Origin of the sequence: Streptomyces sp. NPDC008238 (assembly GCF_042956445.1) — a bacterium.
Classification (GTDB): domain Bacteria; phylum Actinomycetota; class Actinomycetes; order Streptomycetales; family Streptomycetaceae; genus Actinacidiphila.
Genome location: NZ_JBIBGK010000008.1, coordinates 35,702 through 62,072, shown reverse-complemented (window position 1 = coordinate 62,072; position 26,371 = coordinate 35,702). Strand labels below are relative to the sequence as shown.

Genomic DNA, 26,371 nt, shown 5'->3' with positions numbered 1-26,371 from the left:
CCTGCTTGCGCGCGTGTTGGCCGGATCGTACCCGTCCCGGCGGCCCGCGGCGAGTGGCACCGGCACAGGGTTACTGACTCGATGTCAAGTGTCAGAGGTGCGGGGTTTACTGGATCCATGGACCTGCCCGGCCACGTGGCCACCGTCGACGCGCTGCGCGCCCGCCCCTTCCCGGCGCGGGACGAGCGCCGCGGCGCGGTCGACAGCGGCCCCGGCTACCACATAGCGGACCTCCGCGTCAGCGAGGACTTCTGGGACGCGGACGGGGACCACGCGCGCAGGCGGCAGGCCGAGGAGGACCTGGAGGCCGAGTGCCAGGCCCTCGTCGAGGTGTTCACCGAGCGCTGGGGCGTCCCCGAGACGGTCGACCTCACCGCCCACCTCGAACGCCTCGTCGAGGGGGAGCCCGTGCCGGGGCCGCTGCGCACCCTGTGCAACTACGCCCACGAGGCGTGGGCCTGGCGCGTCGACGGCCGCTGGATCGGCGTGTGCGTGGGCCAGTGGGACGCGGAGCTGCCCTTCCAGCTCGTGGCCGCCGTCGGCGACGCCGCGGCCGTACCGTGACGATGTCGTAGGCCTCGCCGCCCCGTGGGTCGCCCGCCACGACGGCGCCCCCGAACCTTCGTCACCGGCCGCGCGCTGCCGAATCCGGTGCCGCGCCAAGGGGAAAGCCCGTTCGGCGTACGGGTTTCTCAAGCTCCCTCGTTCGGACACCGATGCATCCCCGGTGGGTGGATCCGACGAAGGGACGATTCCTGTGACGTCCGCACCGACGCCACGACCGGCCGGCGGCCTGGACACCGTGTCCGGAGCCGTTGACGACCTGAGGGCCGGACGGCCCGTCATCGTGGTCGACGACGAGGACCGCGAGAACGAGGGCGACCTGGTCATGGCGGCCGAGTTCGCCACCCCCGAGACCCTCGGGTTCTTCGTCCGCTGGACCAGCGGCCTGATCTGCGCGCCCATGGCGCCGGAGATCGCCGACCGCCTGGAACCGCCGCTGATGGTCCCGCACCGCCCCGGCTTCGACACCGCGGCGTACACCGTCTCCGTCGACGCGGTCGGGGCCGGTTCCGGGATCTCCGCCGCGGACCGGGCGCTGACGGCGCGGACGCTCGCCGGCCAGACCACCCGGCCCGACCAACTGCACCGCCCCGGGCACGTGGTCCGCTGCGCGCCCGTGCCGGGGGCGTCTCGGAGCGGCGCGGCCACACGGAGGCCACCGTCGACCTGATGCGCCTGGCCGGGCTGCCGCCGGTCGGGGTGATCAGCGAGGTCTGCGAGGACGACGGCTCGGTCGCCCGCTTCGACCGGCTGCGGGCTGCACGGCAACGGTGGCTGGGCGGTGTACGTCGCCGGACTGTGCGACGGCGCCGCCGGGCCCGCCGAGGTGGCCGACGCCTGCGCCGCCGCGGCGACGGGCGAGGTCGCCGGGGGCCGGGTCCCGGCACTGCCCGGAGCCGTGGACCTGGTCATCGAGGCCGGACGCCACGGCCCCGTCGGCCTCGCCACGGCCAGCCCGCGCCGCTTCGTCCTGGCGGTCCTCGAACGACTGGGCCTGACCGGACGGCTGGGCGCCGTCGTGTGCGGGGAGGACGTGGCGCGGGCCAAACCCGCGCCCGACCCCTACCTGCGGGCCGCCGCCGCGATCGGCGTGCCGCCGACCCGCTGCCTGGCCGTCGAGGACTCCCCGAACGGCATCCGCTCGGCGAACGCCGCCGGGATGCGCGTCCTCGCCGTCCCCAGGGGCGGCATGACGCTGCCCCCCGACGTCGTGAACCTCCCCGCCGCCCAGGCCCCCACGACAGCCGCCGCCCTCCCCCTCCTCACCCGGCTCCTCGCCACGCACCCCGACCCCCTCGTACCCGAAAGCACGGCATGACCCCCCGCCCGGACCCCCCGGTTCAGGAAGCGGCAGCCCGCACGGCGGCGTCCCACGCGCCGGGGCTGCGGTGGTGGTTCCGGTGCCCGGCGGTCAGGACGTGGCACAGCTCGGCCAAGTGCAGGGTTTCCGAGGGGAGTTCGAGCCGGGGCAGGAGTGTCAGTGCGGCGTCGGTGTGCAGGTCGCCGTGGACGTCGTGGTACGAGGCCAAGAGGGCCTTGAAGAGGGCGGCGTGCAGTTCGGGCAGGCGCGCGGCCGCACTGTACGCCGCTGCCTTCACCGGCCACGGCACCGGGCCGGAGCTCTCCAGTACGCGCCGGGCACGCCGCAGCAGGGCGGGGGAGGCGCCGTCCCGCAGCCGGTCCAGGTCATTTCCGAGGACCTCGGCGAAGGCCGTCGCGGCCGTGGTCCGGTCCTCGAACCAGTCGACCCAGAGCGAGTACGTCACGGGCTCGGGGTCCCGTTCCGCCTCCAGGCGGCGTCGATAGCCTTCCCAGAGCGCGGCCGACGGCAGCGGACCGTCCGGTCCCCGGTCGGCCATGCGGATCTCGCAGGTCACCCAGTAGTCGTCGAGGAGGTCCAGCAGCCCGAACGCCAGTCGTACCTGGCCCTCGGCGTCCAGGTGATCGTCGACGAAGACCTCGTAGACCCTGGAGTGCGCGATCTCGTTGATGGTGAAGCGACGTCCCGGGTGCTCGCCGTCGGTCCAGGCGTCGTCGCCGACCTGCCGGACGCCGAGCGCGGCGAGCCAGTGGCGGGCGTGCTCCTCGCTTCCCGGGTCCATGGGCGTGTCATTCTGACGACGCGTCGCGGAGGCGGCCGAATTCCTCCGTCATGGCCTGGGTCGACCAGCCCGCGTTCAGGCCGCTGGGGTTGGGCAGGACCCAGATCCGGGTGCCGCCGATCGTGCGTTCCCGGGGGCCGATCCGGGCGCGGGGTTCGGCGAAGGCCACACGGTAGGCGGTGACGCCGACCACGGCGAGCCAGCGCGGCTCGTACCGCAGCACCCGCTCCGACAGCAGCCGCCCGCCCTCCAGCAGTTCGTCGCGGGTGAGTTCGTCAGCACGGGCCGAGGCGCGCGCGACGACGTTGGTGATCCCCAGCCCGGACGCGAGGAGTTCGTCCTGCTCCGAGGGGTCGAGCCGGCGCGGGGTGAAGCCGGAGGCGTGCAGCACCGGCCAGAAGCGGTTGCCGGGGCGGGCGAAGTGGTGACCGGTGGCCGCCGACATCAGCCCCGGATTGATGCCGCAGAAGAGCACCCGCAGGCCGTCCGCGATCACGTCGGGGATGACGCGGTCGCGGGCGGCCGCCAGCTCTTCCTGGGAGGGGCGGGTCCGCCGGACCGTGGTCAGAGGATGGCCCCGGGGGTGTACGCGGCCGCCTGCGGGTGGCGGTCGGCGACCTCACCGACCCGGCGCACGACCTCGGCGACCTGGTCCGCGGCCGCGCCGGTGAAGGAGAGCCGGTCGGCCATGAGGGCGTCCAGCCCGGCGCGGTCGAGGGGGATGCGCTCGTCCTCCGCGAGCCGGTCCAGCAGCTCGTTGCGCTCGGCGCCCTTCTCGCGCATCGCGAGCGCCGAGGCGACCGCGTGCTCCTTGATGACCTCGTGCGCCAGCTCGCGGCCGACGCCGGCCCGCACCGCACCCATGAGCACCTTCGTCGTGGCGAGGAACGGCAGGTAGCGGTCGAGCTCGCGGGCGATGACGGCCGGGAAGGCGCCGAACTCGTCGAGCACCGTCAGGAAGGTCTCCAGCAGGCCGTCGAAGGCGAAGAACGCGTCCGGCAGCGCCACCCGGCGCACCACGGAGCAGGAGACGTCCCCCTCGTTCCACTGGTCGCCGGCCAGTTCGCCGACCATCGACGCGTAGCCGCGCAGGATGACCGCCAGGCCGTTGACGCGCTCGCACGAGCGGGTGTTCATCTTGTGCGGCATGGCCGAGGAACCGACCTGGCCGGGCTTGAAGCCCTCGGTGACCAGCTCGTGCCCGGCCATCAGGCGGATCGTCTTGGCCAGCGACGACGGCGCGGCGGCCAGCTGCACCAGCGCGGTGACGGCGTCGTAGTCCAGCGAGCGCGGGTAGACCTGGCCGACGGAGGTGAAGACCTCCGAGAAGCCGAGGTGCCCCGCGATCCGGCGCTCCAGCTCCGCCAGCTTGCCGGCGTCGCCGCCGAGCAGGTCGAGCATGTCCTGCGCCGTGCCCACCGGGCCCTTGATGCCGCGCAGCGGGTAGCGACCGAGCAGGTCCTCGACCCGGGCGAAGGCGACCAGCAGCTCGTCGGCCGTGGTCGCGAAGCGCTTGCCGAGGGTGGTGGTCTGGGCGGCCACGTTGTGCGAACGCCCGGCCATGACCAGCTCCGCGTACTCGGCGGCGAGCCGGCCGAGCCGGGACAGGACGGCGACGGTGCGGTCGCGCACGTGCTCCAGGGAGAGCCGGATCTGCAGCTGCTCGACGTTCTCGGTGAGGTCGCGCGAGGTCATGCCCTTGTGCACGTGCTCGTGCCCCGCGAGGGCGTTGAACTCCTCGATGCGTGCCTTGACGTCGTGCCGGGTGACCTTCTCCCGCTCGGCGATGGAGGCCAGGTCGACCTGCTCGAGCACCCGCTCGTAGTCCGCGAGGGCCTGCTCCGGCACCTCGATCCCGAGGTCCTTCTGGGCCCGCAGCACGGCCAGCCACAGGCGGCGCTCCAGCACCACCTTCTGCTCGGGGGACCACAGCGTGGCGAGCTCCGCGGAGGCGTAGCGGCCGGCCAGGACGTTGGGGATGCGGGGCTTGGAAGTCACGTAGCGATAGTTTACCCGTCGTCCATGGTGGTCGCCGCCGTCCACTACGCCCGAGAATGCCCAGGTCAAAGGGCTCTGGGCGGGGTGTGAGTTGTTGCCGGCGGGTGGTGCGCCGGTTCTTCGGCTGTCCCGCCGTCTCGCGCCCTGCGGGCGCACGGCGCCGGCTGCGGAGGGGAGGGCGGGGGGCCTGCCTTGTGTGCGGTGTGCGGGTGGGTGGTCGGTTGGGGTTCCGGCGCCGGAGCGGGGTGGGTTGTTCGTCCGGCTCGGGTCTCGTTGCCGTCCGCGGGTGCAGATGGCCGGTGACCACGCCAACTATCCGTGGGTGGCGCGCCCGCCGTAACCGGTGTCTGCGGGTGCTTTCCCGATCCGAAGATCGGGCTCTGTTCCGACGGCTATGCCGCTGAAAGAGAGCCCGATCTCCGTCAGCCCAAAGATCGGACTCGCTTTCGACGTCCATACCGTCGAAACAAAGCCCGATCTCCCGCCGACCGCCCTCGGCAGCACCCCGAAATACCCGCAGACGCGGGTTACGGCGGGCGCGCCCACCACCCACGGATGGCGTGGCAACCGGCCATCTATACCCGCGGACGGCAACGAGACCGGCACCAGCGGAGAGGCAACCCGCTCCGGCGCCTGAACCCGCACCACCCACCCACCTGCACACTGCCGACAAGCCCCGGACCGCCACCCTCCCCTCCGCAGCCCGCTGCTTTGCGCCCGAAGGGCGCGAGACGGCGGGACAGTTGCGCGGCCGCGAGAGCAGAACGCGACCCATCCTGAAGAGTCACGATCCGTCCCTAATTGGTCACGGCGACGTCACAGCAGGTGCGTAACGCGATGCGCACAGTGATGGCCCTGCCACGGTGTCCCCAACACCAACACCACTCAGGGGGACGCCATGTCGACGCCTCAGTACCCGCCGCCACCCGGACCGCCGGCCGGGCCGCCGCAGCCGCCCGCCGGATGGCAGGGACCGGGATGGGCCGAGCCACCGCAGCCGCCGAAGAAGTCCAACGTGGGGAAGATCGCGGGGTTCGGATGCCTCGGCGCAGTCGGCCTCATCGTCGTCGTCGGCGCGTTCGGCGCCCTCGCCGGGGGCGGCGACGACGCCACGGGCAAGGTCACCGCGAGCAGTCCGGCCGCGAAGGACGACGGGAAGGGCGGCACGAAGGACGACGCCAAGGGCGCCACGAAGGCCGACCCGGACCAGCCGTCCAAGAAGGCCGCGAAGCCGGAGGTCGTGTTCACGGTGTGGGGTACCGCGCCGTCCGGGGCCCTCGGCCCGCTCGACATCACCTACGGCTCCGACAGCGACAGCCGCGAAGGGCACTGGAAGAACGGCCGGTTCACAACGAGCCTCCCCCTCGACGGCGACGCCCTGTACTACACGGTGACCGCCCAACTGCAGGGCTCTGGAGACATCAACTGCTCCGTCACCATCGACGGCCACACCGAGAAGGCCCACGCGGCCGGCGGCTACAACATCTGCCACGCGCAGGCCAACCGTGGCCTGTTCGGCGGATGGGGCTGACCTGCCCGCGAGCAGGACCGGAGTGCCCCCGTCCCCACGTCAGGTGGGCGGGGGCACCGGGACGTGCGCTACCCGGCCCCGGGTGCCGCCCGGGAAGATGACGACGGAGATCGTCCGCGTCTACCTTTCCGCCATGAGAACCATGTTCTGGACGGCGACGGCGGTGATCTTCGCCCTCATCGCCCTGGCCGGTGCCACCGGCATCGTCGTCGGTAAGCACCCGATGGACATCGCCCTCTCCTGCCTCGCCGCCATCGGCGCCGGCTCTGCAGCGCGGTACGCCTGGCGGAAGGCCCAGGGCCCGAGCGACCTGCGGACCGCCCGCCTCCCCGGCGGCAAAGCGCGCCCCGGGCGGCGCTGACGTCCGGGGGACGTGCGCTCAGAGCTCGTACGGCACGAGTTCCGCGCGCTTGGGCGGCAGGCCGTCGCCGGAGGAGCGCCCGGAGAGGCGGCGGCCGATCCACGGGACGAGGTGCTGGCGGGTGAAGCGCAGGTCTGCGGCGCGGCGGGCGGGCCAGGACAGCGAGACGGAGTCGGGCAGGGCCGCGGTCCAGTCGAACTGCGGGGTGTGCCCGAGGGTCTGCCAGATCGCCTCGGTGACCCGGCGGTGCCCCTCGCCGTCCAGGTGCAGCCGGTCCTCCGCCCACAGGCGCGGGTCGCCCAGCACATCGGCGCCGTAGAGGTCCACCACGAGCGCGCCGTGCCGGGCGGCCAGGTCGTCGACGAAGCCGAAGAGCTGCTCCATGCGCGGCAGGAAGCGCACCGCCACCGGGCCCCGGCGGGCCGGGCTGCGCATCAGCACCAGCTGCCGGCAGGTCGGCGCCAGCCGTTCCACGGCCTCCTCCAGCAGCGCGCACACCCTCGCCACGTCGCACTTGGGCCGCAGTACGTCGTTGAGGCCGCCCACCAGGGTGACCAGGTCGGCCTCCATGGAGGCCGCGGTCTCCACCTGCTCGTCCACGATCTGCTGGATGAGCTTCCCGCGCACCGCCAGGTTGGCGTACCGGAAGCCCGGCGCGTGGGTGGCGAGCCGCCCGGCGAGGAGGTCGGCCCAGCCCCGGTAGGAGCCGTCGGGGAGCGCGTCGAACATGCCTTCGGTGAAGGAGTCGCCGAGCGCGACGAAGCTGGTGTGGGTGGCGTTCATCTGCATGGCGGGCGAGATCCTACCGGCCCCGCGGAGCGCTGTTTCAGGCGGCCGGTGCGCGGCCCACGAGCTCCTTCAGCACGTCCTCCATGGTGACCAGGCCGAGGCCGCGGCCCTGGTCGTCGACGACCGCCGCGAGGTGCGCGCCGCTGGCCCGCATCGCCGCCAGGACGTCGTCCAGCGGGGTGGCCGCGCCGACCCGGGTGATCCGGCGCAGTGCGCCGCGCGGGAAGGGCTGGTCGTGGCGGCTGGGTCCGAGCGCGAGGGCGTCCTTCACATGGAGGTAGCCGAGGATGCGGCAGGCGTCGTCGGTGACGGGGAAGCGCGAGAAGCCGGACCGCGCGGCCAGGCGCTCCAGGCCCGCCGGGGTCGTGCCGAAGCGCGCCGACACCACGTGCTCCCACGGGACGACGACCGCGCGGACCGGGCGCCGGCCCAGCTCCAGCGCGTCCTGCAGGCGGATGGCGGCACGCTCGTCGAGCAGCCCGGCCTGGCCCGCGTCGGTGACCATCCGGGCCAGCTCGTCGTCCGAGAAGACCGCCGCGACCTCGTCCTTCGGTTCGACCCGCAGCAGCTTCAGCAGTCCGTTCGCGAAGGCGTTCACCGTGAAGATCACCGGGCGCAGCGCACGCGCCAGGGTCACCAGCGGGGGACCGAGGACCAGCGCCGTCCGCTCCGGCGCGGCGAGCGCGATGTTCTTCGGGACCATCTCGCCGAACAGCATGTGCGCGTAAGTCGCCAGGGTCAGCGCGATCGCGAACGACAGCGCGTGGATCGCGCCCTGCGGTACGTGCAGCAGGTGGAAGAGCGGCGCGAGCAGGTGCTCGATGGCCGGTTCCGCCACGATGCCCAGCACCAGGGTGCACAGCGTGATGCCCAGCTGGGCGGCGGCCATCAGCGGCGACAGGTGCTGGAGCCCCCACAGGACGTGGCGCGCGCCGCGCTCCCCGGCCTCCGCGCGGGGCTCGATCTGGCTGCGTCGGACGGAGATCATCGCGAACTCGGCGCCGACGAAGAAGGCGTTCACGACCAGGGTCAGGAAGCCTACGAACAACTGCAGGAAGATCATCGCGCGTCCGCCGTCCCGTCGTCCGCGCCGTGCGCCGGCGCGAGCCCGTTCTGCGTGCGGGGGGCCGGGGAGATCAGCCGTACGTGTGCCGCGCGGTGGTGGGAGTCGTCGGTGACCTCGACCATCCAGCCGTTGACCTCGACGGTGTCGCCGGTGGCCGGGATCCGCCCGAGCCGTTCGGCGACCAGGCCGGCCAGCGTCTCATAGGGGCCGTCCGCGACCCGCAGGCCGATGGGCGCGAGCTGGTCGGTCCGCACCGCCCCGTCGGCGTCGTAGACGCGGCGGCCGGTGCGGTCCTGGTGGCTGAAGGCCAGGTCGGGGGTCTCCAGCGGGTCGTGCTCGTCACGCACCTCGCCGACGACCTCCTCCACGATGTCCTCCAGCGTGACGACGCCCGCGGTGCCGCCGTACTCGTCGATGACCACGGCCATGCTCATCGAGCCGGACAGCCGGTCCAGCAGCCGGTCCACGGTGAGCGACTCCGGGACCGGCACCGGCTCCCGCAGCAGCGGCGTGATCGGGTGGCCCTCCCGGCGTTCGTACGGCACGGCCAGGACGTCCTTGATGTGGACGATGCCGATGACGTTGTCCAGGCCGCCCCGGTGGACGGGGAAGCGGGACAGCCCCGTGGCGCGGGTGATGTCGGCGACGTCCCGGCAGGTGGCGCCCTCCTCCAGGGCGACGACCTGGACGCGGGGGGTCATCACGTTCTCGGCGGTCAGCCGGGGCAGGCTCAGCGTCCGCACGAACAGCTCGGCGGTGTCGGCCTCCAGCGCGCCCGCCCGGGCGGAGTGCCGGGCCAGGGCCACCAGCTCCTCGGGGCTGCGCGCCGAGGCGAGTTCCTCGGTGGGTTCCATGCCCAGCCGGTGCAGCACCCGGTTGGCGGTGTTGTTCAGATGACGGATCAACGGCCCGAAGGCGGTGGTGAAGACGGTCTGCGGCGGGGCGACGGCCTTGGCGACCGGCAGCGGACGCGCAATCGCCCAGTTCTTGGGGACGAGTTCCCCCACCACCATCAGCACCACCGTCGAGATGCCGGTGCCCAGCACCAGGCCCAGCGACGCCGCCCCGCCGGCCGACATCCCCAGCGCGCGCAGCGGCCCCGCCAGCAGCTCGGCGATCGATGCCTGCGCCAGCATGCCGATGACCAGTCCGGTGACGGTGATGCCGAGCTGCGCGCCGGACAGCTGGACCGTCAGGCTGCGCACCGCCCGCAGCGCCGCGGAGGCGCCGCGCTCGCCCGCCTTCTCGGCCCGTTCCAGGTCGGCGCGCTCGACCGTGGTCAGCGAGAACTCGGCGGCGACGAAGACGGCGCAGGCCAGGGTGAGCAGCAGGGCGACGGCCAGGAGCAGCACTTCGGTCATCGGGACACCTCGGTCCCATGATCGGTCAGGCGCCGGTGGACCGCGCGCCGTCGTCGCGGGCCCGGGCGCAGGCGCGCGTGCGAGCGTGGCCGTGGGCGACGGGACCGGAGGCGTGACGGACTGGCAGGGTCGTCCATAAGCCCATCGTAGGAAGCCCGCGCGCAACGGACAGCCGGGAGCGTTGCCGGTCCCGGCCGGGAGGCGGGGAGCCCCGCGAAGCGCCCTCCCGGGGCGTGGGCTACCGGGTGCTCCGGAACGGTTTGGTCCAGCGGCGCCAGTCGTGCTGGGGCGCATAGCCCGCCGCGCGCCAGGCGTGGTGGGCGCGCTCGTTGCGTTCCAGCACCATGGCGTCGCCGCGGCGCCCGCCCAGCGCGGTGAAGCGCTCCTCTGCCGCCGCCAGAAGGGCCCGCGCGATGCCCTGCCGCCGCCGTCCGGGGTGCACCGCCAGCCGGTACAGATGGCAGCGCCAGCCGTCGAAGCCCGCGATGACCGTGCCGACCAGCACGCCGCCGGCCTCGGCGAGCAGCAGGGCCCCGGGGTCGCGTGCGATCAGCCGCGCCACGCCCTCCGGGTCGTCGCTGATGCTGGTGCCCTCGGCGGCCGTGCCCCAGAAGTCCAGCACCCGTTCGGCGTCGGCCGGTACCGCGCTGCGTATCCCCAGATCGTCCATGCGGGTCAGCCAACCAGCCCGGCGGGCCGCAGGGCCAGCGGATCAGTGCCCTCCGGGTCCTTCCGCCGGTTCCCCGCGGCGCAGCTCCGCGATCACCGGGGCGAAGGCCTCCATGGCGCCTTCCAGCACGGTGACGTAACCGAAGCCGAAGCGCTCCCGGCCCCGCCGCAGCTGCTCCGCGATCTCCGCGACCGTGCCGACCAGGAGCGTGGGCAGGTCGAGCAGTTCCTCCTCGTCCAGGTGCGGCGCGTGCGGGGCGAGCTCCCGGGCCGCCGCCCGCCGGTCCCCGGTGACGACGACCCGCTGGACGAGGACGTTGAACTCCGGGTCGGTGCCGTACGCCGCGGCGTACCCGCGCGCGGCCGCGACCCGCTCCTCCACGGTCGCGGCGGACAGCAGCCGCATCGACCCGTCGTCCGCTCCCGGGTCGGCCTCCGCGCCGGTGAAGGCGACGACGGCGGCGTGCCGTGCCGCCAGCCGCAGCATGCGCGGGCCGTTGCCGCCCAGGAGCAGCGGCGGCAGCGGCACGCCGGTCCCGCTGCCGCCGGCGGAGCCGGCCCCGTCCGGTCCCGGGAGCAGCCCGGCCAGCGTCCCGAGGGTGCGTTCGAGGTGGTCGACCCGGTCGCGGGCGGTGCCGTAGGGCAGGCCCGCCCGTTCGAACTCCTCGCGGACGTAGCCCGCGCCGAGGCCCAGTTCCAGGCGGCCGCCGGTGAGCCGGACGGTGGTGGCGACCTCGCGGGCCAGCAGCACCGGGTTCCAGAACGCCGCGTTGAGCACGAAGGTCCCCAGCCGCGTGCGCCGCGTGGCGTGCGCCGCGGCGACCAGTGACGGGAAGGGCGCGGGCCATCCCAGGTGGTCCGGCACCTGGAGCACGTCGTAGCCGAGTGCCTCCACCCGGCGGCACTTGCGCGCCCACGCGTCGCCCTGCGCGGGCTCGAGCAGATTCACACCGAACCGGAACCGTCGTGCCATGACCGCTCCCTCGTCGCGACCCGTCCGCCGGTCATCGGCCTTCCCCGTCCGCGGGCGCCTCACTCGTGGGCGATCGCGGCCAGGACGTTCATCCGCGAGGCACGCAGGGCCGGCAGCAGCGCCGCGACCAGGCCCACCACCACGGAACCGGCCATGACCGCCCCAACCGTCGTCCACGGGACGGCGAAGGCCCGCATGCCCTCCAGCGCCAGCACCTCGTGCGTCACCACGCCCCAGACCATCCCCAGGGCGAGCCCCAGTACGGCGCCGAAGACCGCGATCACCACGGACTCCAGCCGGATCATGCGGCGCAGTTGCAGCCGCGACAGGCCGATCGCGCGCAGCAGCCCGATCTCGCGGGTGCGCTCGATCACCGACAGGGCGAGGGTGTTGACGACACCCAGCACGGCGATGATGATCGCCAGCCCGAGCAGGGCGTACACCAGGTTCAGCAGCACGGAGATCTGGGTGCGCACCAGTTCCTTGTAGTCGGCCTGGTCGCGGACCTCCACCTGCGGATAGCGTTCGAGGGCCCGCTCCAGGTTCGCCCGCAGCGTGGGCTTGTCGGTGCCGGGCGCGGCGTTCACGTACAGCGCGGCGTCCTGGCCGCGGGGCAGGAACCGCTCGGCGGTGGCCAGGCCCATCGTGAGGGTCGCGTCGTCGCCCAGCAGGGTGCTCTGGCTGGTGGTCAGCGCGCGCAGCGTGAACGATGCCGAGCTGCCGTCGACGAAGCGCACGGGGACCCGGCTGCCCACCCGCAGACCGTGGTGGGCGGCGTACGTCGCGGACAGCGACAGGCTGTCGCGGGCCAGGGCGCCCGCCGTGTCGCCCGCGGCGTAGTCGAGGTTGAGGGCCCGGTCCGCCCCCGGGCCGATGGCCGTCCCCGTCAGCTCCACCGCGCGCCGGTCGGGCAGCGTCATCAGGACGGAGACGTACCGCACCGGCACCACCTCCCCGGCGCCGCGCACCGCGCGCACCCGGTCGGTGATCTCCGGGGCGAACGGCGCGAAATGGGTGCCCTGCACGACGTAGTCCGCGCCCAGGGCCCGGTCGATCTCCTGGTCGAAGGAGCCCGCCATCGACGTGCCCGCGACGGACAGGCCGGTGACCAGGGCCAGCCCGATCATCAGCGCGCCGGCCGTGGCCCCCGTACGGCGCGGGTTGCGCAGGGCGTTGCGCTGGCTCATTCGTCCGACCGGCCCGAACACCCGGGGGAACGCCCCGCCCAGCACCCGGATCACCGGACGCACCAGCAACGGGCCCACGACCACCGCCGCGACCAGCGACAGCCCGATGCCGACCCCCAGGAACGTCGCGGCGTCCCCGGTGCTCCCGGCCGCCGCGGCCCCGCTCAGCGCCCCCGCCGCGACCAGCGTCGCGACGGCGCCGCCCACCGCCCGCCACCGCAGGCCGCGTTCGGTCCCGCCGGCCTCGGCGTCGGACAGCGCGGCCATGGGGGAGACCCGTGACGCCCGCCGCGCCGGGAGGTAGGCCGCGACCAGTGTCACCAGCAGGCCCACGGTGAACGCCGCCACGGGAACGCGCCAGCGGACGACCATCTCGGCGGCGTCGATGTTCATCCCGAAGAGTCCGAGCAGGCCGATCAGCCCCGCAGCCGTACCGACCCCGCACACCAGGCCCAGGGCGGAGCCCACCACCCCCAGCAGCACGGCCTCGACGAGCACCGACCGCCGCACCTGCCCGCGGTCCGCGCCGAGCGCGCGCAGCAGACCGAGCTCACGGGTGCGCTGGGCGATCAGCATCGAGTAGGTGTTGACGATGAGGAAGACCCCGACCAGCACCGCGACCCCGGCGAAGCCCAGCATCACGTACTTGATCACGTCCAGGAAGCCCGCCAGGCTCTCCACCGCCGACTTCGCCTGCTCCGCCTGGGTCGTGTACGTGTAGCCGGGACCGAGCGCGGCGGCGATCCGCCGCTTCAGGGCGTCGTCGCAGACCCCGGGAGCGGCGTCGGCCTGCACCGACGTCGCGACACCGGTCCTGCCCAGCAGCCGGGACTGCGCGGTGGGGGTGTCGACGAACAGCAGGGCGGCGCCCGGATTGGTCGTGGTGAAGGTGGCGATCCCGGAGAGCCGGACCCAGAAGGCGCCCGGCTGCGCCAGCACCCGCAGCCGGTCGCCGATCCTCAGGTCGCGTTTGGCGGCGGTGTCGGCGTCGATCAGTGCCTCTCCGGGGCCGTGCGGCGCGTGACCGCTGGTCAGCCGGACGGAGCTGCGCGGACTGCCCGACCAGTCGGTGGCCACCGTGAGCGCTCCGGTGGTGGGCTCCACCGGCTGGTCCCGCGCGTCGACGACGGTGGTGTTGTGCACGGTGACGTCGATGCGGGCGTCGGCGACACCGGGTACCGCCCGCACCCTCTGCAGCAGCGACGCCGGGAGGGTGCGCACCTCACCGGAGGCGAACCGCCGGTCCTCGCTGAAGGCCTCGGGGGGACCGACCGTCACGTCGGCGGACGTCGACGCGAACAGCCGGTCGAAGGTGCGGTTGACGGTGTCGGAGAAGATCATGCTGCCGGTGACGAACGCCACCGACAGCAGGACGGCGAGCGCGCTGAGCAGCAGCCGGCCGCGGTGGGCCAGGAAGCTGCGCAGCGTCGCCCGGAGCATCGCCGGTGCCTAGCCCTGCTTCCGCAGCGCGTCGAACCGCTTGAGCCGTTCCAGGACGCCGTCCGCGGTCGGCTCGTGCATCTCGTCGACGATCCGTCCGTCGGCCAGGTAGAGCACCAGGTCCGACCAGGCCGCGGCGGTGGGGTCGTGGGTGACCATCACCACGGTCTGGCCGAGCGCGTCCACGGCCTCGCGCAGGAAGCCCAGCACCTCGGCGCCCGCCTGCGAGTCGAGGTTGCCGGTCGGCTCGTCGGCGAAGATCAGCTGCGGCCGGGAGGCGAGGGCGCGGGCGCACGCCACGCGCTGCTGCTGCCCGCCGGACAACTGCGCCGGACGGTGCCCCAGCCGGTCGCGCAGGCCCAGGGTGTCGATCACCCGGTCCACCCACTCCCGGTCGGGCCGGCGGCCGGCGATGTCCATCGGCAGCGTGATGTTCTCGGCGGCCGTGAGCGTCGGCAGCAGGTTGAACGCCTGGAAGACGAATCCGACCTGGTCACGGCGGAGCCGGGTGAGTTCGCGTTCCGCCAGACGGGTGATCTCGGTCCCGCCGATCCAGACCCGCCCCGAGGTGACCGAGTCCAGCCCCGCCAGGCAGTGCATGAGCGTGGACTTCCCCGACCCGGAGGGGCCCATCACGGCCGTGAAGCGGCCGCGGGCGATCTCCACGTCCACCGCGTCCAGCGCGACCACCCGGGTCTCGCCCGTCCCGTACGACTTCGTCAGTGCCGTCGCCCGTGCGGCGGCCCCCGCTCCCGCCTCGATGCCCTCTGATTCAGCTGCGGTCCATGTCGACACGCTTGCCCCCCAACGTGAGGAAGTGCGCACTTGTCCGTATGCGACCCGAGCGTAGGTCGTCGGATGCGGCGCCGCATCGTCCGCGAGGGTGAGTGCCGGGGCGCGCGGGCGGCATCCGCGCGACCTCGGAGTTCGTCCCGCCGAAACCGGCCGGCCGTCCCCGTACGTCTGTAGGTGCACCCGCGCCGGGCACGCTGTGACCGGGACGGGGGCGAGGACACGTTTCGAGGGGGGACCGAACTGATGGTGTACGCACGCAGCCGGACCGGGGCCGGCGACCACCGGCGCACGCGGGCCTGGGCGGCGGTGCCCGTGGCGGCGCTGCTGGTCCTGGCGCTCCAGGGGTGCCAGGGGGACGCGGCGGGGGCCGGCGGCAAGCCGTCGAGCGCCCCGGCCGCCGAGGGGTCGTCCGCGGCCTCCCCGCAGCCGCCGTCCGCCTCGCCGACGGGCGCGTCGGCCGGCGACCCGTGCGCCCTGGTGACGCAGGACGAGGCCGACGGGATCGCGGGCATCGCCCTCCAGCCCGGCCGGGACCTGGAGGGGACCTGCACCTACGTCGCGCCGGCGTCCGGCCCGACGGGCCAGGTCGAGGTCTTCGCGGGGGAGGCGGGGAAGAACTACTACGACGCCGAGCGCGGGATCGGCCACGAGCTGAAGCCGCTCGACGGCATCGGTGACGAGGCCTGGCTGGAGGACGGATCGGTCTTCCTGCGGGTGTCCGGGCAGTGGGTCGCGATCCGGGTGGTCCGCAACGAGGACCCGTCCCGGCTGGACAAGCCGCTCGAGGACCTGGCGCGCACGGTGGCCGGCCGCCTCTGAGCCCGCGCCCCCGGCACGCCGCCGCCACGGCGCGCGCCCCGCGTGCGCCTGGCGCGCCCCGTCCGCTCCGGAGCCCGGCCCGGCTCCGGGGCGCACGGGCCCGACGGCGGATGCGCCCCCGGGGGCCGCTTGTCACTGCTAGTGCCTCGGCGCTAGCTTGACGGTATGGCCAAGACGCAGTTGAACGTGCGGGTGGACGAGGCCACCGCCGCGGCCGCCCGGGAGCGGGCGGCGCAGCGGGGTGTCAGCGTCAACCGGTACATCGAGGAACTCGTCCGCAGGGACGCGGGGGAGCGGGGCCGCAGCTTCGTCGAGGCCGCCGCCGACTTCATGGAGCGCTACGAGTCCGTCTTCGCCGAGGAGTTCGGCACGGAGCGCGAAGGCCGCCGTTGACCCTGCGGATCGACCTCGCCTGGCTGCTCATGGTCGCCGAGCACAACACCCCCGGCGACCCCCAGGTGACCGACTGGGGCGCCCTGGTGGCCGCCGTCAGCCGCCACGAGGCCGAGATATTCGGCGTCCCCGTCTACACCGACCCCCACGAGCGGGCCGCCTGCCTGCTGCAACTGCTCGTCCACGTGCCGGCCCTGGAGCGGTCCAACGCGCTCTTCGCCTCCGCGGTCGCCTACGCCTACCTGGTCGCCGGCGGCCTGAAGGTCGCCACGACGCCCGAGCGGGTCCGCGACCTGGCCCGGCTGGTCAAGGGCGGCACCGCCGGGCTGCAGGAGATCGCCGGGGAACTCCGCTCCTGGTGCGTCTGAGCGGCTACGGCCACTGGCGTCCCACCGGGACCTCGTCCAGGTGCGGTGCCGACAGGTGCAGCACCTCGTAGCGGTCCGGGTCGGTGACGGAGGCGGGCGGCGTCCGCTCCCAGAGCGTGAAGAGGACGGTCTCCCAGTGGCGGGGGTCCACGGCCAGCACGGCCGTGTGGACTCCGGCCGTGGCCGCGCGTTCCTCCCACGTCTCCAGGGCCCGGGCGACCGGCTCACGCGGGTCGGCGCCGGCGGGGATGCGCTGCCGGAGGCGGCTCGCGCCACGGGGCGCGGCCCCGGAGGCGGACCCCGGACGGTGGGCGACCCCCGTCCAGTGACTGACGTCCGGGCGCCCGAAGTCCTCGACGATCCCGCTGAAGCCGCCCCCGCCCCACAGGAAGCGGTTCATGCCGCCGGTGTCGTCCCAGAGGTAGAAGGGCGCGTACTCGTTGACGGGGGAGCCCTCCACCCCGCGCTCACGGATCAGGTACGCCTTGAAGCCCAGGCCCTCGTAGGCGTCGGTGAGCCGCCCGCGACCGGCGACGCGGTCGCGGATGACCTTCATGTCGTAGTCGGCGGGCAGCGTGATCCCGTACTGCATCGCGTACATGTGTCCCCCCAGGGTGTGGTGCCGGGTGTGGGCGCGGCGCTCAGGCGTGCTGCGCCAGCAGGGTCAGCGCGCCGCTGACGGCCTGGTCGAAGGGGGCGGCCGTGCCGGCCGCCCGGGCGAGGACGTAGCCGCCCTGGAGGACGGCCACGAGCGCCGCCGCGATGTCGCCCGTGTCGAGGCCCGGGGCGATCTCGCCGCGCGCCTGGCCCTCGGCGAGCACGTCCGCCAGCCGCCCGCGCAGCCACTCGAAGGTCTCGTCGAGCGGCGCCCGCAGCTGCGGGCTCGCGACGACCTCCGGGTCCTGGGTGAGCCGGCCGATCGGGCAGCCCCGCAGCACGTCGCGTTCGCGGCCCAGGTAGCGCGAGACCCGCTCGACCGCCGTGCCCGGGTGGGCGAGTTCGCGCTCGGCGGTCTCCCGCATCTGCTCGGCGGTCCGGCGTACGGCGGCGAGCGCCAGCTCCGGCTTGCCGGAGAAGTGGTGGTACATGCTGCCCTGGCCGACCCCCGAGCGCTGCTGGATGGCCTTCGGGCTGGTGCCGACGTAGCCGCGTTCCCAGAGCAGTTCGCGGGTGCTCTCGATCAGGCGCTCCGACGTCGTCTCCATGCCAGCAGTGTACATACCAGTAGGTACAGAGACGTCGGCGGCTCAGCCGGGGCGGCGCGCGGTGGCCAGGACGTGCGGCGCGCTCGGCAGGGGCAGGGTGAGGCCCTTGGCCCCCTCCGGGACGCGGAAGCGGCGCACCTCCAGCACCTCGAACCCGGCCACCTCGACCGCGGCGAGCGTGTCCCGTCCGGTCCGGCAGCCGCCGAACAGCAGCGGCCACAGCGTGCGGTCCGCGGCCCACTGCAGCGCGGCGTGCCCGCGGCCCTCGGCGCGGCAGTGCTCCAGCAGCCGCAGTTCCCCGCCCGGGCGCAGAACCCGGTGGAGCTCGGCGAGGGCGCGCTTTTGGTCGCGTACGGAGCACAGCACCAGCGAGGCGACCGCCGCGTCGAAGGCGTCGCTCTTGACCGGCAGCGCCTCGGCGACCCCCGGCACGACGTCCACCGGCACCTCCGCGCTCCGCGCCGCGTCGGCGGCCAGCCGGCGCAGATGCCGTTCCGGCTCGATCGCCACGACCTCGGCGACGCCGCGCGGATAGTGACGGAAGTTCAGTCCCGAGCCCGCGCCGATCTCGACGACCCGGCCGGTGAGCCCCGCGAGGACGGTCTCCCGGTACGCGCCGAAGCCGGCGCGGGCGTCCATGACCGGGCCGCAGCGGGCGTAGAAGCGGGCGAACAGCGGGTGGTGGACGGATTCACGCGGCACGCCGGGATGGCTCCTCATCGCCGGACCTCCTTCGCCTCGGGTCCCCTTCCCTCCGATTCTGCCGCCCCGCAGCCCGTCCCAAGCCTTCCCGTACCGGGGTGAATTCGGACGTGTCGCCCGCCGTCCGCCTCCGGCGCGTCCCGTGCGGGGTGGACCGACCCTGCGGACGACCGGGCGCGGCCGCCCACGCCGCCGCTCACCTCGGGGAGGCCGGCGAGTCCGCGACGTGCCGCCCCCGGCGCGGTCCGCCCGCCCGTCGGACCCGGACAGCGCTGCACCGGGGGAGCGAGGGGGCGGCCGGGGGCGAACGTCAGGCCCGAGCGCGCGGGCGTGCGGGTGGGCGGGGCGCCGTTGACCGCTCCGAGGTCGCGGCGGGCCGGCGCTACCGCCCGCTCCGATGCCGTGGGGCTTTCGCCGCGGGGTCGCCGTCCTCCGCCCCGGACGCCGATGCATTGTGGGAGGCAGACGGAGGCCGGAGGAGAACGTCAGGCCAGAGGCTGAGGTGAGGTGGCGGGCCGAGGGCGGGCGGCGTCGGCGCGCCCGTGCCGTGTGGCTATCACAGCGGGGTCGCCCGCTCCCTCGACCGGACGCCGTTCAAGAGGGGAAGTCAGAGGGCAGCCGGAGGCGAACGTCAGGCCAGGGCTGAGGTGGAGCTGGCGGGCCGAGGTCCGGGGCGCCGTCCGGGCGGCGTTGGCGCGCCCAGTCCGTGTGGCTTTCGCCGCAGGGCCGCCCGCGCCCCGCCCCGGACGCCGCTGCAGTGAGGGGCCCGGGGCGAGGGGGGAGGACGGAGGGTCAGGCCAGGACCGGCGGTGCCCAGTGGGTGGTGAAGGCGGTGGCGTCCCACATGCCGCCGATGCGGGGGGAGAGCCAGCCGGGCGCCGCCTGGCGGAAGGTGGCGGGGTCGAGGGCGGCCGCGCCCGCGGGCAGCGCGCCCAGCAGCGGGGCGCCGGTCACCTCAGGGAGGTCGGCGAGGTTGCAGCGGGTGGCCAGGTCGGCGTCCTCCGGCCAGCTGCCGATGACGAAGCCCACGCACTTCAGTTCGCGCGCCTTCAGCGCCTCCGCCGTCAGCGCGGCGCCGTTGAGGGTGCCGAGTCCCGCCGGGGCGACCACGAGCACCGGGGCCGCCAGCATCCGCGCCGCGTCCGCCAGCGTCGACCCCGCGTCGTCGAGACGGACGAGCAGTCCGCCCGCGCCCTCGACGAGGACGATGTCGTGCACCGCCGCCAGCTTCGCAGCCGCCTCCGCGACGTCGGCCGGGCCCACCGGGGCGATCCCGGAGCGCCGGGCGGCCGTGGCGGGCGCCAGCGGCTCGGGGTAGCGGGCCAGTTCGACGCTGGTGACCTCGGGACCGGCGAGCCGGGTGACCTCGGCGGCGTCGCCCGGTTCGCCCGGGCCCACCCCGGTCTGCGCGGGCTTGAGGTAGGCGACGCTGTACCCGGCGGAGAGCGTGGCCGCCGCGAGGGCCGCCGTGGTCACCGTCTTGCCGATCTCCGTGCCCGTACCGGTCACGAACAACACCGTCATGCCGCCTCCGCCGCCGCGCGCACCGCCGCGCAGATGCGCGCGACGTCCTCGTCCCCCGTGACGTACGGGGGCATCGTGTAGATCAAGTCCCGGAACGGCCGCAACCATACCCCGCTGCGGACGGCGGCCCGCGTCGCGGCGGCGACGTCGACCTGGTGGTCGAGCTGGACGACGCCGATCGCGCCCAGCACCCGTACGTCGCGCACCCCCGGGAGGTCCGCGGCCGGCGCGAGGCCCTCGCGGAGCCCGGCCTCGATCCGCTTGACCTCCTGCGCCCAGTCCTGGCCGAGCAGCAGGTCGAGGGAGGCGCAGGCGACGGCGGCGGCCAGCGGGTTGCCCATGAAGGTCGGCCCGTGGGCGAGCACCGGCACCTCGCCCCGGGAGATCCCGTCGGCGACCCGCGAGGTGCACAAGGTGGCGGCCATCGTGAGGTAGCCGCCGGTCAGGGCTTTGCCGACGCACATCACGTCCGGGGCGACCCCGGCGTGTCCGGCGGCGAACAGCGTCCCCGTGCGCCCGAAGCCGGTGGCGATCTCGTCGAACACCAGCAGCACGTCGTGCTCGTCGCACGCCTCGCGCAGCACCCGGAGGTAGGCGGGGGAGTGGAAGGTCATGCCGCCCGCGCCCTGTACGACGGGCTCCACGACGACGGCGGCGAGCTCGTGCGCGTGCCGGGCGACCGTCTCCCGCAGGTGGTCGGCGTACGCCTCCTCGTACGCGGCCGGCGGCGCGTCCGCGAAGACCTGCCGCGGCAGGACGCCGGACCACAGGCCGTGCATGCCCCCCTCGGGGTCGCAGACGGACATCGGCTGCCAGGTGTCGCCGTGGTAGCCGCCGCGCCAGGTCATCAGCCGCTGTTTCTCCGGCCGTCCGAGCGAACGCCAGTACTGCAGGCACATCTTGACCGCGACCTCCACCGACACCGAGCCGGAGTCGGCGAGGAAGACATGGCGCAGCGGCTCGGGGGTGATCTCGACCAGGCGGGCGGCGAGCCGCACGGCCGGTTCGTGGGTGAGGCCGCCGAACATCACGTGGCTCATCCGGTCGAGCTGGCCGCGGGCCGCCTCGTTGAGCACCGGGTGGTTGTAGCCGTGGATCGCCGACCACCAGGACGACATGCCGTCCACGAGGTCGGTCACGCCCTCGACGGGCTCGGCGAGCCGCAGCCGGACCCCGGCCGCGGACTCGACGACGAGCGGTTCCTGACGGCCCGGCATGGGCCCGTACGGATGCCAGACGTGCTCCCGGTCCAGTGCCAGCAGCTCGCCGGGGGTGAGCGGCTCAGGCATTGGGGGGCAGGTCCGTCCCGGTGCCGCGGCGGCGCACGGCCACCAGGTCGGTGCGGGCGGCACCGGCGGCCGCCGGCTGCGCGGCGTCGCGGTGGACGTCACCGGGGACGTCGCCCTGGGCGTGGCCGCCGCAGGGACCGCAGGCGCCCCCGCCCTCGCCGTGCGAGCCGCAGCCCGTGGAGGCCTGTCCGCCGCAGCTCCCGGCCGCGGTCGCCGCCACGTCCGCCCGGTGCGCGGGCAGGGTCACCTCGCCGGCGCCCTCCACCTCGAAGCCGGCGTCCGCGATCATGTCGAGGTCGGCCTGGCCGGCCTGGCCCTCACTGGTGAGGTAGTCGCCCAGGAAGATGGAGTTCGCCAGGTGCAGCGCGAGCGGCTGCATGGTCCGCAGGTGCACCTCGCGGCCGCCCGCGATGCGCACCTCCACATCGGGACAGACGAACCGCACCATCGAAAGAATTCGCAGGCAACGCTGCGGGGTGAGGTTCCACTCCTTCGCCAGCGGGGTGCCCTCGAAGGGGATGAGGAAGTTCACCGGGACGGAGTCGGGGTCCAGCTCGCGGAGCGAGAACACCACGTCGACCAGGTCCTCGTCGCTCTCGCCCATGCCCGCGATCAGCCCGGAGCAGGCCGACAGACCCGCCGCCTGGGCGTGTTGCACCGTTTCGACCCGGTCCGCGTAGGTGTGGGTGGTGGTGATGTCCCCGTACGTGGCCTCGGAGGTGTTGAGGTTGTGGTTGTACGCGTCGGCGCCCGCGCCGCGCAGCCGTTCGGCCTGCCCGTCGGAGAGGAGGCCCAGGCAGGCGCACACCTCGACGGCCTCGTTCTGCTCCTTGATGGCCTCGATGGTCCGGGAGACCCGGTCCACGTCGCGGTCGGTCGGGCCGCGTCCGCTCGCCACCAGGCAGACCCGCTTGGCGCCGCCGGCGACCCCCGCCGCCGCGGCGGCCGCCGCCTCGTCGGGCTTCAGCCAGGTGTACTTGAGGATCCCGGCCTCCGAGCCGAGCCGCTGCGAGCAGTACGAACAGTCCTCGGGGCACAGCCCCGACTTCAGGTTGACCAGGTAGTTCAGCTTGACCCGGCGGCCGAACCACGCGCGGCGCACCTTCCCGGCCGCGGCCACCACGTCGAGGAGCTCGTCGTCGGAGGTCGCCAGCACGGCGAGCGCCTCCTCGCGGGTGGGCAGCTCGCGGCGCAGGCCCTTCTCCACCAAAGCATTCAGCAGATCCATGCCGCGATCCTGACGTACCACGCGGGCCCGGGCCAATGGGGCATCCCACAAGACAGCTCGCTCAGGGTGTGTGCATCACCACACCGTGCGAGCCGGTCCGGCACACTACGGTGGCGCCGAACCCTCCGCCGACCCCTGGGGACGACCATGACCCGCGACCCGTTCGACTGGATCGACGCGCACGCCGAACGGCGTCGCGCCGCCGGACTGGTGCGCACCCTGCGGCCCCGCCCCGCGCGCTCGCCCCTGCTCGACCTCGCATCCAACGACTACCTGGGGCTCGCCCACCACCCCGAGGTGACGCGGGCGGGCGCCGACGCCTGTCTGCGCTGGGGCGCCGGTTCGACGGGTTCGCGGCTGGTCACCGGCAGCACCGAGCTGCACGCCGAACTGGAGGCCGAACTCGCCGCATTCTGCGGTTTCGAGGCCGCGCTGGTCCTCGCCTCCGGTTACGCCGCCAACCTCGCCGCCGTCACCGCGCTCACCACCGAGCCGGGCACTCTGATCGTCTCCGACAGCGGCAACCACGCCTCGCTGATCGACGGCTGCCGGCTCTCCCGGGCCACCACCGAGGTCGCGCCGCACGCCGATCCCGACGCCCTCCGCAAGGCGCTCGTCGGCCACGAGGGGCCCGCCGTGGCCGTCACCGACTCGGTCTTCTCGGTGGACGGCGACGCCGCCCCGCTCGGCGCGCTGGCCGCCGCCTGCCGTGAGCACGGGGCCGCGCTGCTGGTAGACGACGCCCACGGGCTCGGGGTGCTCGGCCCCGGGGGCCGGGGGGCGGCCGCGGAGGCGGGTCTGGCGGGTGCGCCCGGACTGGTCTGCACCGCCACGCTCTCCAAGTCCCTGGGCAGTCAGGGCGGCGTGGTGCTCGGCCCGGCCCGGGTCATCGAGCACCTGGTCAACGCCGCGCGGACGTTCATCTTCGACACCGGCCTCGCCCCGGCGGCCACGGGCGCGGCGCTGGGCGCGCTGCGCCTGCTGAGGCGGGAGCCGGAGCGTGCCGTACGGGCCCGGGCGGTCGCCCGCGAGCTGTACGAGCGGCTGGTGGAGGCGGGACTGGACGCCACCGCGCCGGACGCGTGCGTCGTGTCGGTGCGGGCGCCGTCGCCCGAGGCGGCGGTCGAGTGGGCCGCGGCGTGCCGCGGGGCGGGCCTCGCGGTGGGCTGCTTCCGGCCACCGTCCGTGCCCGACGGGATCTCGCGGCTGCGGCTCACCGCGCGGGCGGACCTGACGGACCGGGAGATCGGCGACGCCGTGGGGACGATCGTCCGTACGGCGCCGCCGCGCCCCTGAGCTCAGGGGTGTTCGGTCAGGTTCCCCGCCGCCACGGCGGCGAGGAACTCCGCCCAGGTCGCCGGGGGGAAGAGCAGGGCGGGGCCGCGCACATCCTTGGAGTCGCGTACGGCGAGCTGTCCCGAGAGCGGCCCGTCCCCGATGAGGGCCGTCTCGACGCAGTTGTTCGCCGCCGTGCTGTAGCTGCTGCGTCGCCAGTTCACGCCGAAGAGGGACGCACTTGAGGTGACGTACTGAGGCAGAGCGTCGGACATGGGGGGTGTGCCTCCTTACGCGCCTTTGCCGATGCCGGAGATGAAGGACAGCGACTGCTCACTCGACAGGGCATGGGAGCGCAACCGATTGAAGGCAGCACCGTACGCCCTGACGTCCTCGTGCTGATCCAGATAGAGACTACTCGTCAAATGGTCGAGAACAACCACGTCCAGATCAGCAATGCGCGGAAATGAGAAGATTACGAAAGGCCCTGTGACGCCTATATGCCCACCGGCGGAGAAAGGCAGCACCTGCAGATGCACATGAGGCAGTGAACCCAGCTCCACAAGATGGCTCAATTGCGCCGCCATCACTCCGGGACCCCCGACCCTGCGACGCAGCACCGCCTCGTCCAGCACCGCCCACAGCTCCAGCGGGGGGTCCGCGCGCAGCACCGCCTGGCGCGCCATCCGCACCTGCACCAGGGTCGCGATCTGCCGGGGTCCGAGCTGCGGGAGGACGGAGCGGGTCAGTTCGCGGGCGTAGTCCGGGGTCTGCAGCAGCCCCGGCACCACCGTCGTCTCCAGCGTCCGTGCCCGGCAGGCGTCGGTCTCCAGCGAGATGAAGTCCCGGTAGGCGGAGGGGAGTTCCTCGCGGAACTCGTGCCACCAGCCGCGCCGGTCGCCCTCGCCGGCCAGGGCGGCGAGCATCTCCCGCAGCCGCTGGTCGCGCACCCCGTACACGTCCAGCAGCGCCGTGACGTCCTCGGGGCGCACTCCGCTGCGGCCGGTCTCGATCCGGCTCACCTTGGACTGGTGCCATCCCAGGCGCTGGGCGGCCTCACCGCTCGTGAGCCCCGCCGTGTCGCGCAGACGGCGCAATTCCGAGCCGATCTTTCGGCGGCGTACCGCCGGCACCTGCTGCATGGTGTGTGCACCTCCCGGTTCCCGGCACCCTCGCCGGTCCCCGAGCGAAGTCTGCCGCGCAAATACGTTCTCTCGTAGCAGAGTTCACCGCTTTGGGCGACAGATATATGCATATAGCTGTGGTGACACCCGATTAAGGGGACGATGAGTGACACTCTGGCGCGTGAGTGCCGTACGGGGACGTGCCGCGCGGAAGGCGGGGCACGGCGCCTTCGGCTGCCGCGCGCGCGGCCACGGGCGCGGCGGGCGCCGGCGTCCTGGTCACGGCGGGAAAGGGACAGCGTCGCCATGGCAGACCACCAGGAAGCATCCGTCACCCTGCCGAGCGACCCTGCCTCGGTCCGCGCGGTACGTCGCTACGTGAGCGACCTGCTGGTGGAGTGGGGCATGCCCGAGGACTCGGACCCGGCCGACTCCGTCCGGCTCATCGTGTCCGAACTCGCGACCAACGCGGTGCTGCACACCCTCGGCCGGTCGCCGACCTTCACCCTGGACGTCCAGCTGGACCGGGACGAGCAACTGCGCATCGGCGTCACCGACAGTCACCCCCGGTGGCCCCAGCGGCTGCCCGCCGCCGTGCAGCAGGACAATGGGCGCGGCATGGTGATCATCCGTCACCTCACGGCGGAGGCCGGTGGCACCCTCCTCGTCACCCCCACCGCCGAGGGCGGCAAGACGGTGTGGATCAGCCTGCCCTGGGCCACCGCCGCCGTCGAGTGACCCCCGCGGGGCATCAGTCCTCCCGGGTGACCAGCAGCGCCTCGGCGCCCATCGGTACGAAGCCCGCCGCCGTGAACGCCCGCACGCTCGCCGCGTTGCCCGGGGCGATCTGCGCCCACACCGTCGCGCCCGCGGGGACGAGATGACGGGCCGCCAGCGCCAGCCGGCGGCCGAGCCCCGCACCGCGTGCCCCGGGGTCGACCTCCACGGCCGCCTCCCACCGGCCCGCGACGCCGCGGCCCGTCAGGACCGTGCCCCCGGGCACCGTCCAGGCCCGTACCCCGTCACGGTGCCGCAGGGCCCGGGCGATCCGTGGACGGTCCCGGTCGGCCGTCTCCCGCAGGGGCAGGTCCAGGGCGGCCGGCGGCGGTCCCGGCAGGGCCGGCGCGGCGGTCAGCAGGTCGATGTTGTCGACCGTACGGTCCAGCAGCCCGCACAGCGCGGTGAGGAAGGGCGGATTCAGCGGCGCCGACAGGTCGCCGGGCGGCAGCAGTCCGCGGACCACCTCCGGATCGGCGTCGGCGAAGACCACGCTGTGGGCGGTGAAGGCGATCACGCCCGCGTCGCGGGGCGACGGCTGCGGCACCACCGTCACCGAGCCGTCGGCGGGCGGGAAGGCGCCCCCGGCGGCGTCGGCGAGGATCCGTATCAGGGACACGCCGGCACGCTACCGGCACGTGCGCGGCGCCGGTCGTGCGCGGGGCCGGTCGTGCGCGGGGCCGGCCGTGCGCGGCGCCGGTCGTGCGCGGGGCCGGTCGCGGGGGGGGGGGGGGGCCCCCCCCGCCCCCCCCCCCCCCCCGCGGCGCGCGGCCGCCCCCCCCCCCCCCCCGGCGCGCCCCCCCGGCCCCCCCCGACCGCCCCCCCCCCCGG

The 26,371-nt window shown here is 74.2% G+C and carries 28 protein-coding genes and 1 pseudogene; 10 read left to right on the top strand and 19 right to left on the bottom strand.

Annotation, left to right across the window (positions count from 1 at the left end):
* Positions 1-117 precede the first annotated feature (117 nt).
* From ACFZAU_RS18980 to ACFZAU_RS18970, 3 genes and pseudogenes are all read left to right on the top strand, one after another.
* Positions 118-564, top strand: coding sequence for a hypothetical protein (locus ACFZAU_RS18980; RefSeq protein WP_500553093.1), 447 nt, complete (start codon positions 118-120; stop codon positions 562-564).
* Positions 565-727: 163 nt separating this feature from the next.
* Positions 728-1,275 (top strand): annotated as a pseudogene (locus ACFZAU_RS18975) (3,4-dihydroxy-2-butanone-4-phosphate synthase); the annotation flags it as partial.
* Positions 1,276-1,345: 70 nt separating this feature from the next.
* Positions 1,346-1,882, top strand: a complete 537-nt coding sequence (locus tag ACFZAU_RS18970; RefSeq protein WP_500553091.1) for an HAD family hydrolase — start codon at positions 1,346-1,348, stop codon at positions 1,880-1,882.
* 22 nt (positions 1,883-1,904) lie between these two features.
* On the opposite strand, the gene ACFZAU_RS18965 is transcribed toward ACFZAU_RS18970, so the two are convergent.
* The 3 genes from ACFZAU_RS18965 to purB all read right to left on the bottom strand — a co-directional run bounded on the left by ACFZAU_RS18965 (position 1,905) and on the right by purB (position 4,664).
* On the bottom strand, positions 1,905-2,666 hold the full coding sequence (locus ACFZAU_RS18965) for a hypothetical protein (RefSeq protein WP_500553090.1): 762 nt from the start codon (positions 2,664-2,666) through the stop codon (positions 1,905-1,907).
* 7 nt (positions 2,667-2,673) lie between these two features.
* Positions 2,674-3,162: a G/U mismatch-specific DNA glycosylase gene (mug, locus tag ACFZAU_RS18960; RefSeq protein WP_500553089.1), complete on the bottom strand. Its 489-nt coding sequence runs from the start codon at positions 3,160-3,162 to the stop codon at positions 2,674-2,676.
* Between the two features lie 68 nt (positions 3,163-3,230).
* Positions 3,231-4,664, bottom strand: coding sequence for an adenylosuccinate lyase (gene purB / locus ACFZAU_RS18955; RefSeq protein WP_500553088.1), 1,434 nt, complete (start codon positions 4,662-4,664; stop codon positions 3,231-3,233).
* A 1,015-nt stretch (positions 4,665-5,679) separates the two neighbouring features.
* Between purB and ACFZAU_RS18950 the strand changes: the two genes are divergently transcribed.
* Together ACFZAU_RS18950 and ACFZAU_RS18945 are read left to right on the top strand one after the other, a co-directional pair.
* Positions 5,680-6,195, top strand: a complete 516-nt coding sequence (locus tag ACFZAU_RS18950; RefSeq protein ID WP_500553087.1) for a hypothetical protein — start codon at positions 5,680-5,682, stop codon at positions 6,193-6,195.
* 133 nt (positions 6,196-6,328) lie between these two features.
* Positions 6,329-6,556 (top strand): hypothetical protein, encoded by a 228-nt coding sequence (locus ACFZAU_RS18945; RefSeq protein WP_500553086.1) that lies wholly within the window; start codon positions 6,329-6,331, stop codon positions 6,554-6,556.
* A gap of 18 nt (positions 6,557-6,574) precedes the next feature.
* Here the strand turns inward: ACFZAU_RS18945 and ACFZAU_RS18940 are convergent, their stop codons facing one another.
* The 7 genes from ACFZAU_RS18940 to ACFZAU_RS18910 all read right to left on the bottom strand — a co-directional run bounded on the left by ACFZAU_RS18940 (position 6,575) and on the right by ACFZAU_RS18910 (position 14,836).
* On the bottom strand, positions 6,575-7,345 hold the full coding sequence (locus ACFZAU_RS18940) for an SGNH/GDSL hydrolase family protein (protein WP_500553085.1): 771 nt from the start codon (positions 7,343-7,345) through the stop codon (positions 6,575-6,577).
* Positions 7,346-7,382: 37 nt separating this feature from the next.
* Positions 7,383-8,408 carry a hemolysin family protein gene (locus ACFZAU_RS18935; protein WP_499600721.1) on the bottom strand — a complete coding sequence of 342 codons (1,026 nt, stop codon included), beginning with the start codon at positions 8,406-8,408 and terminating at the stop codon, positions 7,383-7,385.
* Complete coding sequence (locus tag ACFZAU_RS18930) at positions 8,405-9,772, bottom strand: hemolysin family protein (RefSeq protein ID WP_500553084.1); 1,368 nt, start codon at positions 9,770-9,772, stop codon at positions 8,405-8,407. Before ACFZAU_RS18930 ends, ACFZAU_RS18935 begins: the two co-directional genes overlap by 4 nt.
* Positions 9,773-10,010: 238 nt before the next feature.
* Positions 10,011-10,442, bottom strand: a complete 432-nt coding sequence (locus ACFZAU_RS18925; RefSeq protein ID WP_499600718.1) for a GNAT family N-acetyltransferase — start codon at positions 10,440-10,442, stop codon at positions 10,011-10,013.
* A 42-nt stretch (positions 10,443-10,484) separates the two neighbouring features.
* Positions 10,485-11,414, bottom strand: coding sequence for a TIGR03621 family F420-dependent LLM class oxidoreductase (locus tag ACFZAU_RS18920; RefSeq protein WP_500553083.1), 930 nt, complete (start codon positions 11,412-11,414; stop codon positions 10,485-10,487).
* Positions 11,415-11,473: 59 nt separating this feature from the next.
* Positions 11,474-14,041 carry an ABC transporter permease gene (locus tag ACFZAU_RS18915; RefSeq protein ID WP_500553082.1) on the bottom strand — a complete coding sequence of 856 codons (2,568 nt, stop codon included), beginning with the start codon at positions 14,039-14,041 and terminating at the stop codon, positions 11,474-11,476.
* 9 nt (positions 14,042-14,050) lie between these two features.
* Complete coding sequence (locus ACFZAU_RS18910; protein WP_500464166.1) at positions 14,051-14,836, bottom strand: ABC transporter ATP-binding protein; 786 nt, start codon at positions 14,834-14,836, stop codon at positions 14,051-14,053.
* A gap of 243 nt (positions 14,837-15,079) precedes the next feature.
* Here ACFZAU_RS18910 and ACFZAU_RS18905 point away from each other — a divergent pair, with 243 nt between their 5' ends.
* The 3 genes from ACFZAU_RS18905 to ACFZAU_RS18895 all read left to right on the top strand — a co-directional run bounded on the left by ACFZAU_RS18905 (position 15,080) and on the right by ACFZAU_RS18895 (position 16,416).
* Positions 15,080-15,655, top strand: coding sequence for a DUF3558 domain-containing protein (locus ACFZAU_RS18905; protein ID WP_500553081.1), 576 nt, complete (start codon positions 15,080-15,082; stop codon positions 15,653-15,655).
* A 165-nt stretch (positions 15,656-15,820) separates the two neighbouring features.
* Positions 15,821-16,048 (top strand): toxin-antitoxin system HicB family antitoxin, encoded by a 228-nt coding sequence (locus tag ACFZAU_RS18900; RefSeq protein WP_500553080.1) that lies wholly within the window; start codon positions 15,821-15,823, stop codon positions 16,046-16,048.
* Positions 16,045-16,416, top strand: a complete 372-nt coding sequence (locus tag ACFZAU_RS18895) for a fic family toxin-antitoxin system, toxin component (protein WP_499600712.1) — start codon at positions 16,045-16,047, stop codon at positions 16,414-16,416. The genes ACFZAU_RS18900 and ACFZAU_RS18895 overlap by 4 nt, the downstream gene beginning before the upstream one ends.
* A 4-nt stretch (positions 16,417-16,420) precedes the next feature.
* Here the strand turns inward: ACFZAU_RS18895 and ACFZAU_RS18890 are convergent, their stop codons facing one another.
* The 6 genes from ACFZAU_RS18890 to bioB all read right to left on the bottom strand — a co-directional run bounded on the left by ACFZAU_RS18890 (position 16,421) and on the right by bioB (position 22,364).
* Positions 16,421-17,017: a DUF4865 family protein gene (locus tag ACFZAU_RS18890; protein ID WP_500553079.1), complete on the bottom strand. Its 597-nt coding sequence runs from the start codon at positions 17,015-17,017 to the stop codon at positions 16,421-16,423.
* 40 nt (positions 17,018-17,057) lie between these two features.
* Positions 17,058-17,621: a TetR/AcrR family transcriptional regulator gene (locus ACFZAU_RS18885; protein WP_500464172.1), complete on the bottom strand. Its 564-nt coding sequence runs from the start codon at positions 17,619-17,621 to the stop codon at positions 17,058-17,060.
* A 42-nt stretch (positions 17,622-17,663) separates the two neighbouring features.
* The gene (locus ACFZAU_RS18880; RefSeq protein ID WP_500553078.1) at positions 17,664-18,341 is read right to left on the bottom strand and encodes a class I SAM-dependent methyltransferase; all 678 of its coding nucleotides are present in this window, start codon (positions 18,339-18,341) and stop codon (positions 17,664-17,666) included.
* Positions 18,342-19,115: 774 nt separating this feature from the next.
* Positions 19,116-19,847 carry a dethiobiotin synthase gene (gene bioD / locus ACFZAU_RS18875; RefSeq protein WP_499600708.1) on the bottom strand — a complete coding sequence of 244 codons (732 nt, stop codon included), beginning with the start codon at positions 19,845-19,847 and terminating at the stop codon, positions 19,116-19,118.
* Entirely contained in the window at positions 19,844-21,136 is a 1,293-nt protein-coding gene (locus tag ACFZAU_RS18870) for an adenosylmethionine--8-amino-7-oxononanoate transaminase (RefSeq protein WP_500464174.1), read from the bottom strand. Before ACFZAU_RS18870 ends, bioD begins: the two co-directional genes overlap by 4 nt.
* The gene (bioB, locus tag ACFZAU_RS18865; protein WP_500553077.1) at positions 21,129-22,364 is read right to left on the bottom strand and encodes a biotin synthase BioB; all 1,236 of its coding nucleotides are present in this window, start codon (positions 22,362-22,364) and stop codon (positions 21,129-21,131) included. Before bioB ends, ACFZAU_RS18870 begins: the two co-directional genes overlap by 8 nt.
* 147 nt (positions 22,365-22,511) lie before the next feature.
* Between bioB and ACFZAU_RS18860 the strand changes: the two genes are divergently transcribed.
* Entirely contained in the window at positions 22,512-23,660 is a 1,149-nt protein-coding gene (locus ACFZAU_RS18860; protein WP_500553076.1) for an 8-amino-7-oxononanoate synthase, read from the top strand.
* Between the two features lie 2 nt (positions 23,661-23,662).
* Here ACFZAU_RS18860 and ACFZAU_RS18855 read toward each other — a convergent pair whose 3' ends face one another.
* On the bottom strand, positions 23,663-23,914 hold the full coding sequence (locus ACFZAU_RS18855; protein WP_500553075.1) for a DUF397 domain-containing protein: 252 nt from the start codon (positions 23,912-23,914) through the stop codon (positions 23,663-23,665).
* Between the two features lie 15 nt (positions 23,915-23,929).
* Positions 23,930-24,781: a helix-turn-helix domain-containing protein gene (locus ACFZAU_RS18850; protein WP_500464178.1), complete on the bottom strand. Its 852-nt coding sequence runs from the start codon at positions 24,779-24,781 to the stop codon at positions 23,930-23,932.
* Between the two features lie 288 nt (positions 24,782-25,069).
* Between ACFZAU_RS18850 and ACFZAU_RS18845 the strand changes: the two genes are divergently transcribed.
* Complete coding sequence (locus tag ACFZAU_RS18845; RefSeq protein ID WP_500553074.1) at positions 25,070-25,501, top strand: ATP-binding protein; 432 nt, start codon at positions 25,070-25,072, stop codon at positions 25,499-25,501.
* Between the two features lie 13 nt (positions 25,502-25,514).
* On the opposite strand, the gene ACFZAU_RS18840 is transcribed toward ACFZAU_RS18845, so the two are convergent.
* Positions 25,515-26,159, bottom strand: a complete 645-nt coding sequence (locus ACFZAU_RS18840; RefSeq protein WP_500553073.1) for a GNAT family N-acetyltransferase — start codon at positions 26,157-26,159, stop codon at positions 25,515-25,517.
* Positions 26,160-26,371 lie beyond the last annotated feature (212 nt).

What these genes read in the sequence shown, in the direction of transcription:
- ACFZAU_RS18980 (WP_500553093.1), top strand. Translation starts at nt 118, where the DNA reads ATGGACCTGCCCGGCCACGTGGCCACCGTCGACGCGCTGCGCGCCCGC.
- ACFZAU_RS18965 (WP_500553090.1), bottom strand. Translation starts at nt 2,666, where the DNA reads ATGGACCCGGGAAGCGAGGAGCACGCCCGCCACTGGCTCGCCGCGCTC.
- ACFZAU_RS18945 (WP_500553086.1), top strand. Translation starts at nt 6,329, where the DNA reads ATGAGAACCATGTTCTGGACGGCGACGGCGGTGATCTTCGCCCTCATC.
- ACFZAU_RS18940 (WP_500553085.1), bottom strand. Translation starts at nt 7,345, where the DNA reads ATGCAGATGAACGCCACCCACACCAGCTTCGTCGCGCTCGGCGACTCC.
- ACFZAU_RS18935 (WP_499600721.1), bottom strand. Translation starts at nt 8,408, where the DNA reads ATGATCTTCCTGCAGTTGTTCGTAGGCTTCCTGACCCTGGTCGTGAAC.
- ACFZAU_RS18930 (WP_500553084.1), bottom strand. Translation starts at nt 9,772, where the DNA reads ATGACCGAAGTGCTGCTCCTGGCCGTCGCCCTGCTGCTCACCCTGGCC.
- ACFZAU_RS18925 (WP_499600718.1), bottom strand. Translation starts at nt 10,442, where the DNA reads ATGGACGATCTGGGGATACGCAGCGCGGTACCGGCCGACGCCGAACGG.
- ACFZAU_RS18920 (WP_500553083.1), bottom strand. Translation starts at nt 11,414, where the DNA reads ATGGCACGACGGTTCCGGTTCGGTGTGAATCTGCTCGAGCCCGCGCAG.
- ACFZAU_RS18915 (WP_500553082.1), bottom strand. Translation starts at nt 14,041, where the DNA reads ATGCTCCGGGCGACGCTGCGCAGCTTCCTGGCCCACCGCGGCCGGCTG.
- ACFZAU_RS18905 (WP_500553081.1), top strand. Translation starts at nt 15,080, where the DNA reads ATGGTGTACGCACGCAGCCGGACCGGGGCCGGCGACCACCGGCGCACG.
- ACFZAU_RS18900 (WP_500553080.1), top strand. Translation starts at nt 15,821, where the DNA reads ATGGCCAAGACGCAGTTGAACGTGCGGGTGGACGAGGCCACCGCCGCG.
- ACFZAU_RS18890 (WP_500553079.1), bottom strand. Translation starts at nt 17,017, where the DNA reads ATGTACGCGATGCAGTACGGGATCACGCTGCCCGCCGACTACGACATG.
- ACFZAU_RS18885 (WP_500464172.1), bottom strand. Translation starts at nt 17,621, where the DNA reads ATGGAGACGACGTCGGAGCGCCTGATCGAGAGCACCCGCGAACTGCTC.
- ACFZAU_RS18880 (WP_500553078.1), bottom strand. Translation starts at nt 18,341, where the DNA reads ATGAGGAGCCATCCCGGCGTGCCGCGTGAATCCGTCCACCACCCGCTG.
- bioD (WP_499600708.1), bottom strand. Translation starts at nt 19,847, where the DNA reads ATGACGGTGTTGTTCGTGACCGGTACGGGCACGGAGATCGGCAAGACG.
- ACFZAU_RS18870 (WP_500464174.1), bottom strand. Translation starts at nt 21,136, where the DNA reads ATGCCTGAGCCGCTCACCCCCGGCGAGCTGCTGGCACTGGACCGGGAG.
- bioB (WP_500553077.1), bottom strand. Translation starts at nt 22,364, where the DNA reads ATGGATCTGCTGAATGCTTTGGTGGAGAAGGGCCTGCGCCGCGAGCTG.
- ACFZAU_RS18860 (WP_500553076.1), top strand. Translation starts at nt 22,512, where the DNA reads ATGACCCGCGACCCGTTCGACTGGATCGACGCGCACGCCGAACGGCGT.
- ACFZAU_RS18855 (WP_500553075.1), bottom strand. Translation starts at nt 23,914, where the DNA reads ATGTCCGACGCTCTGCCTCAGTACGTCACCTCAAGTGCGTCCCTCTTC.
- ACFZAU_RS18850 (WP_500464178.1), bottom strand. Translation starts at nt 24,781, where the DNA reads ATGCAGCAGGTGCCGGCGGTACGCCGCCGAAAGATCGGCTCGGAATTG.
- ACFZAU_RS18845 (WP_500553074.1), top strand. Translation starts at nt 25,070, where the DNA reads ATGGCAGACCACCAGGAAGCATCCGTCACCCTGCCGAGCGACCCTGCC.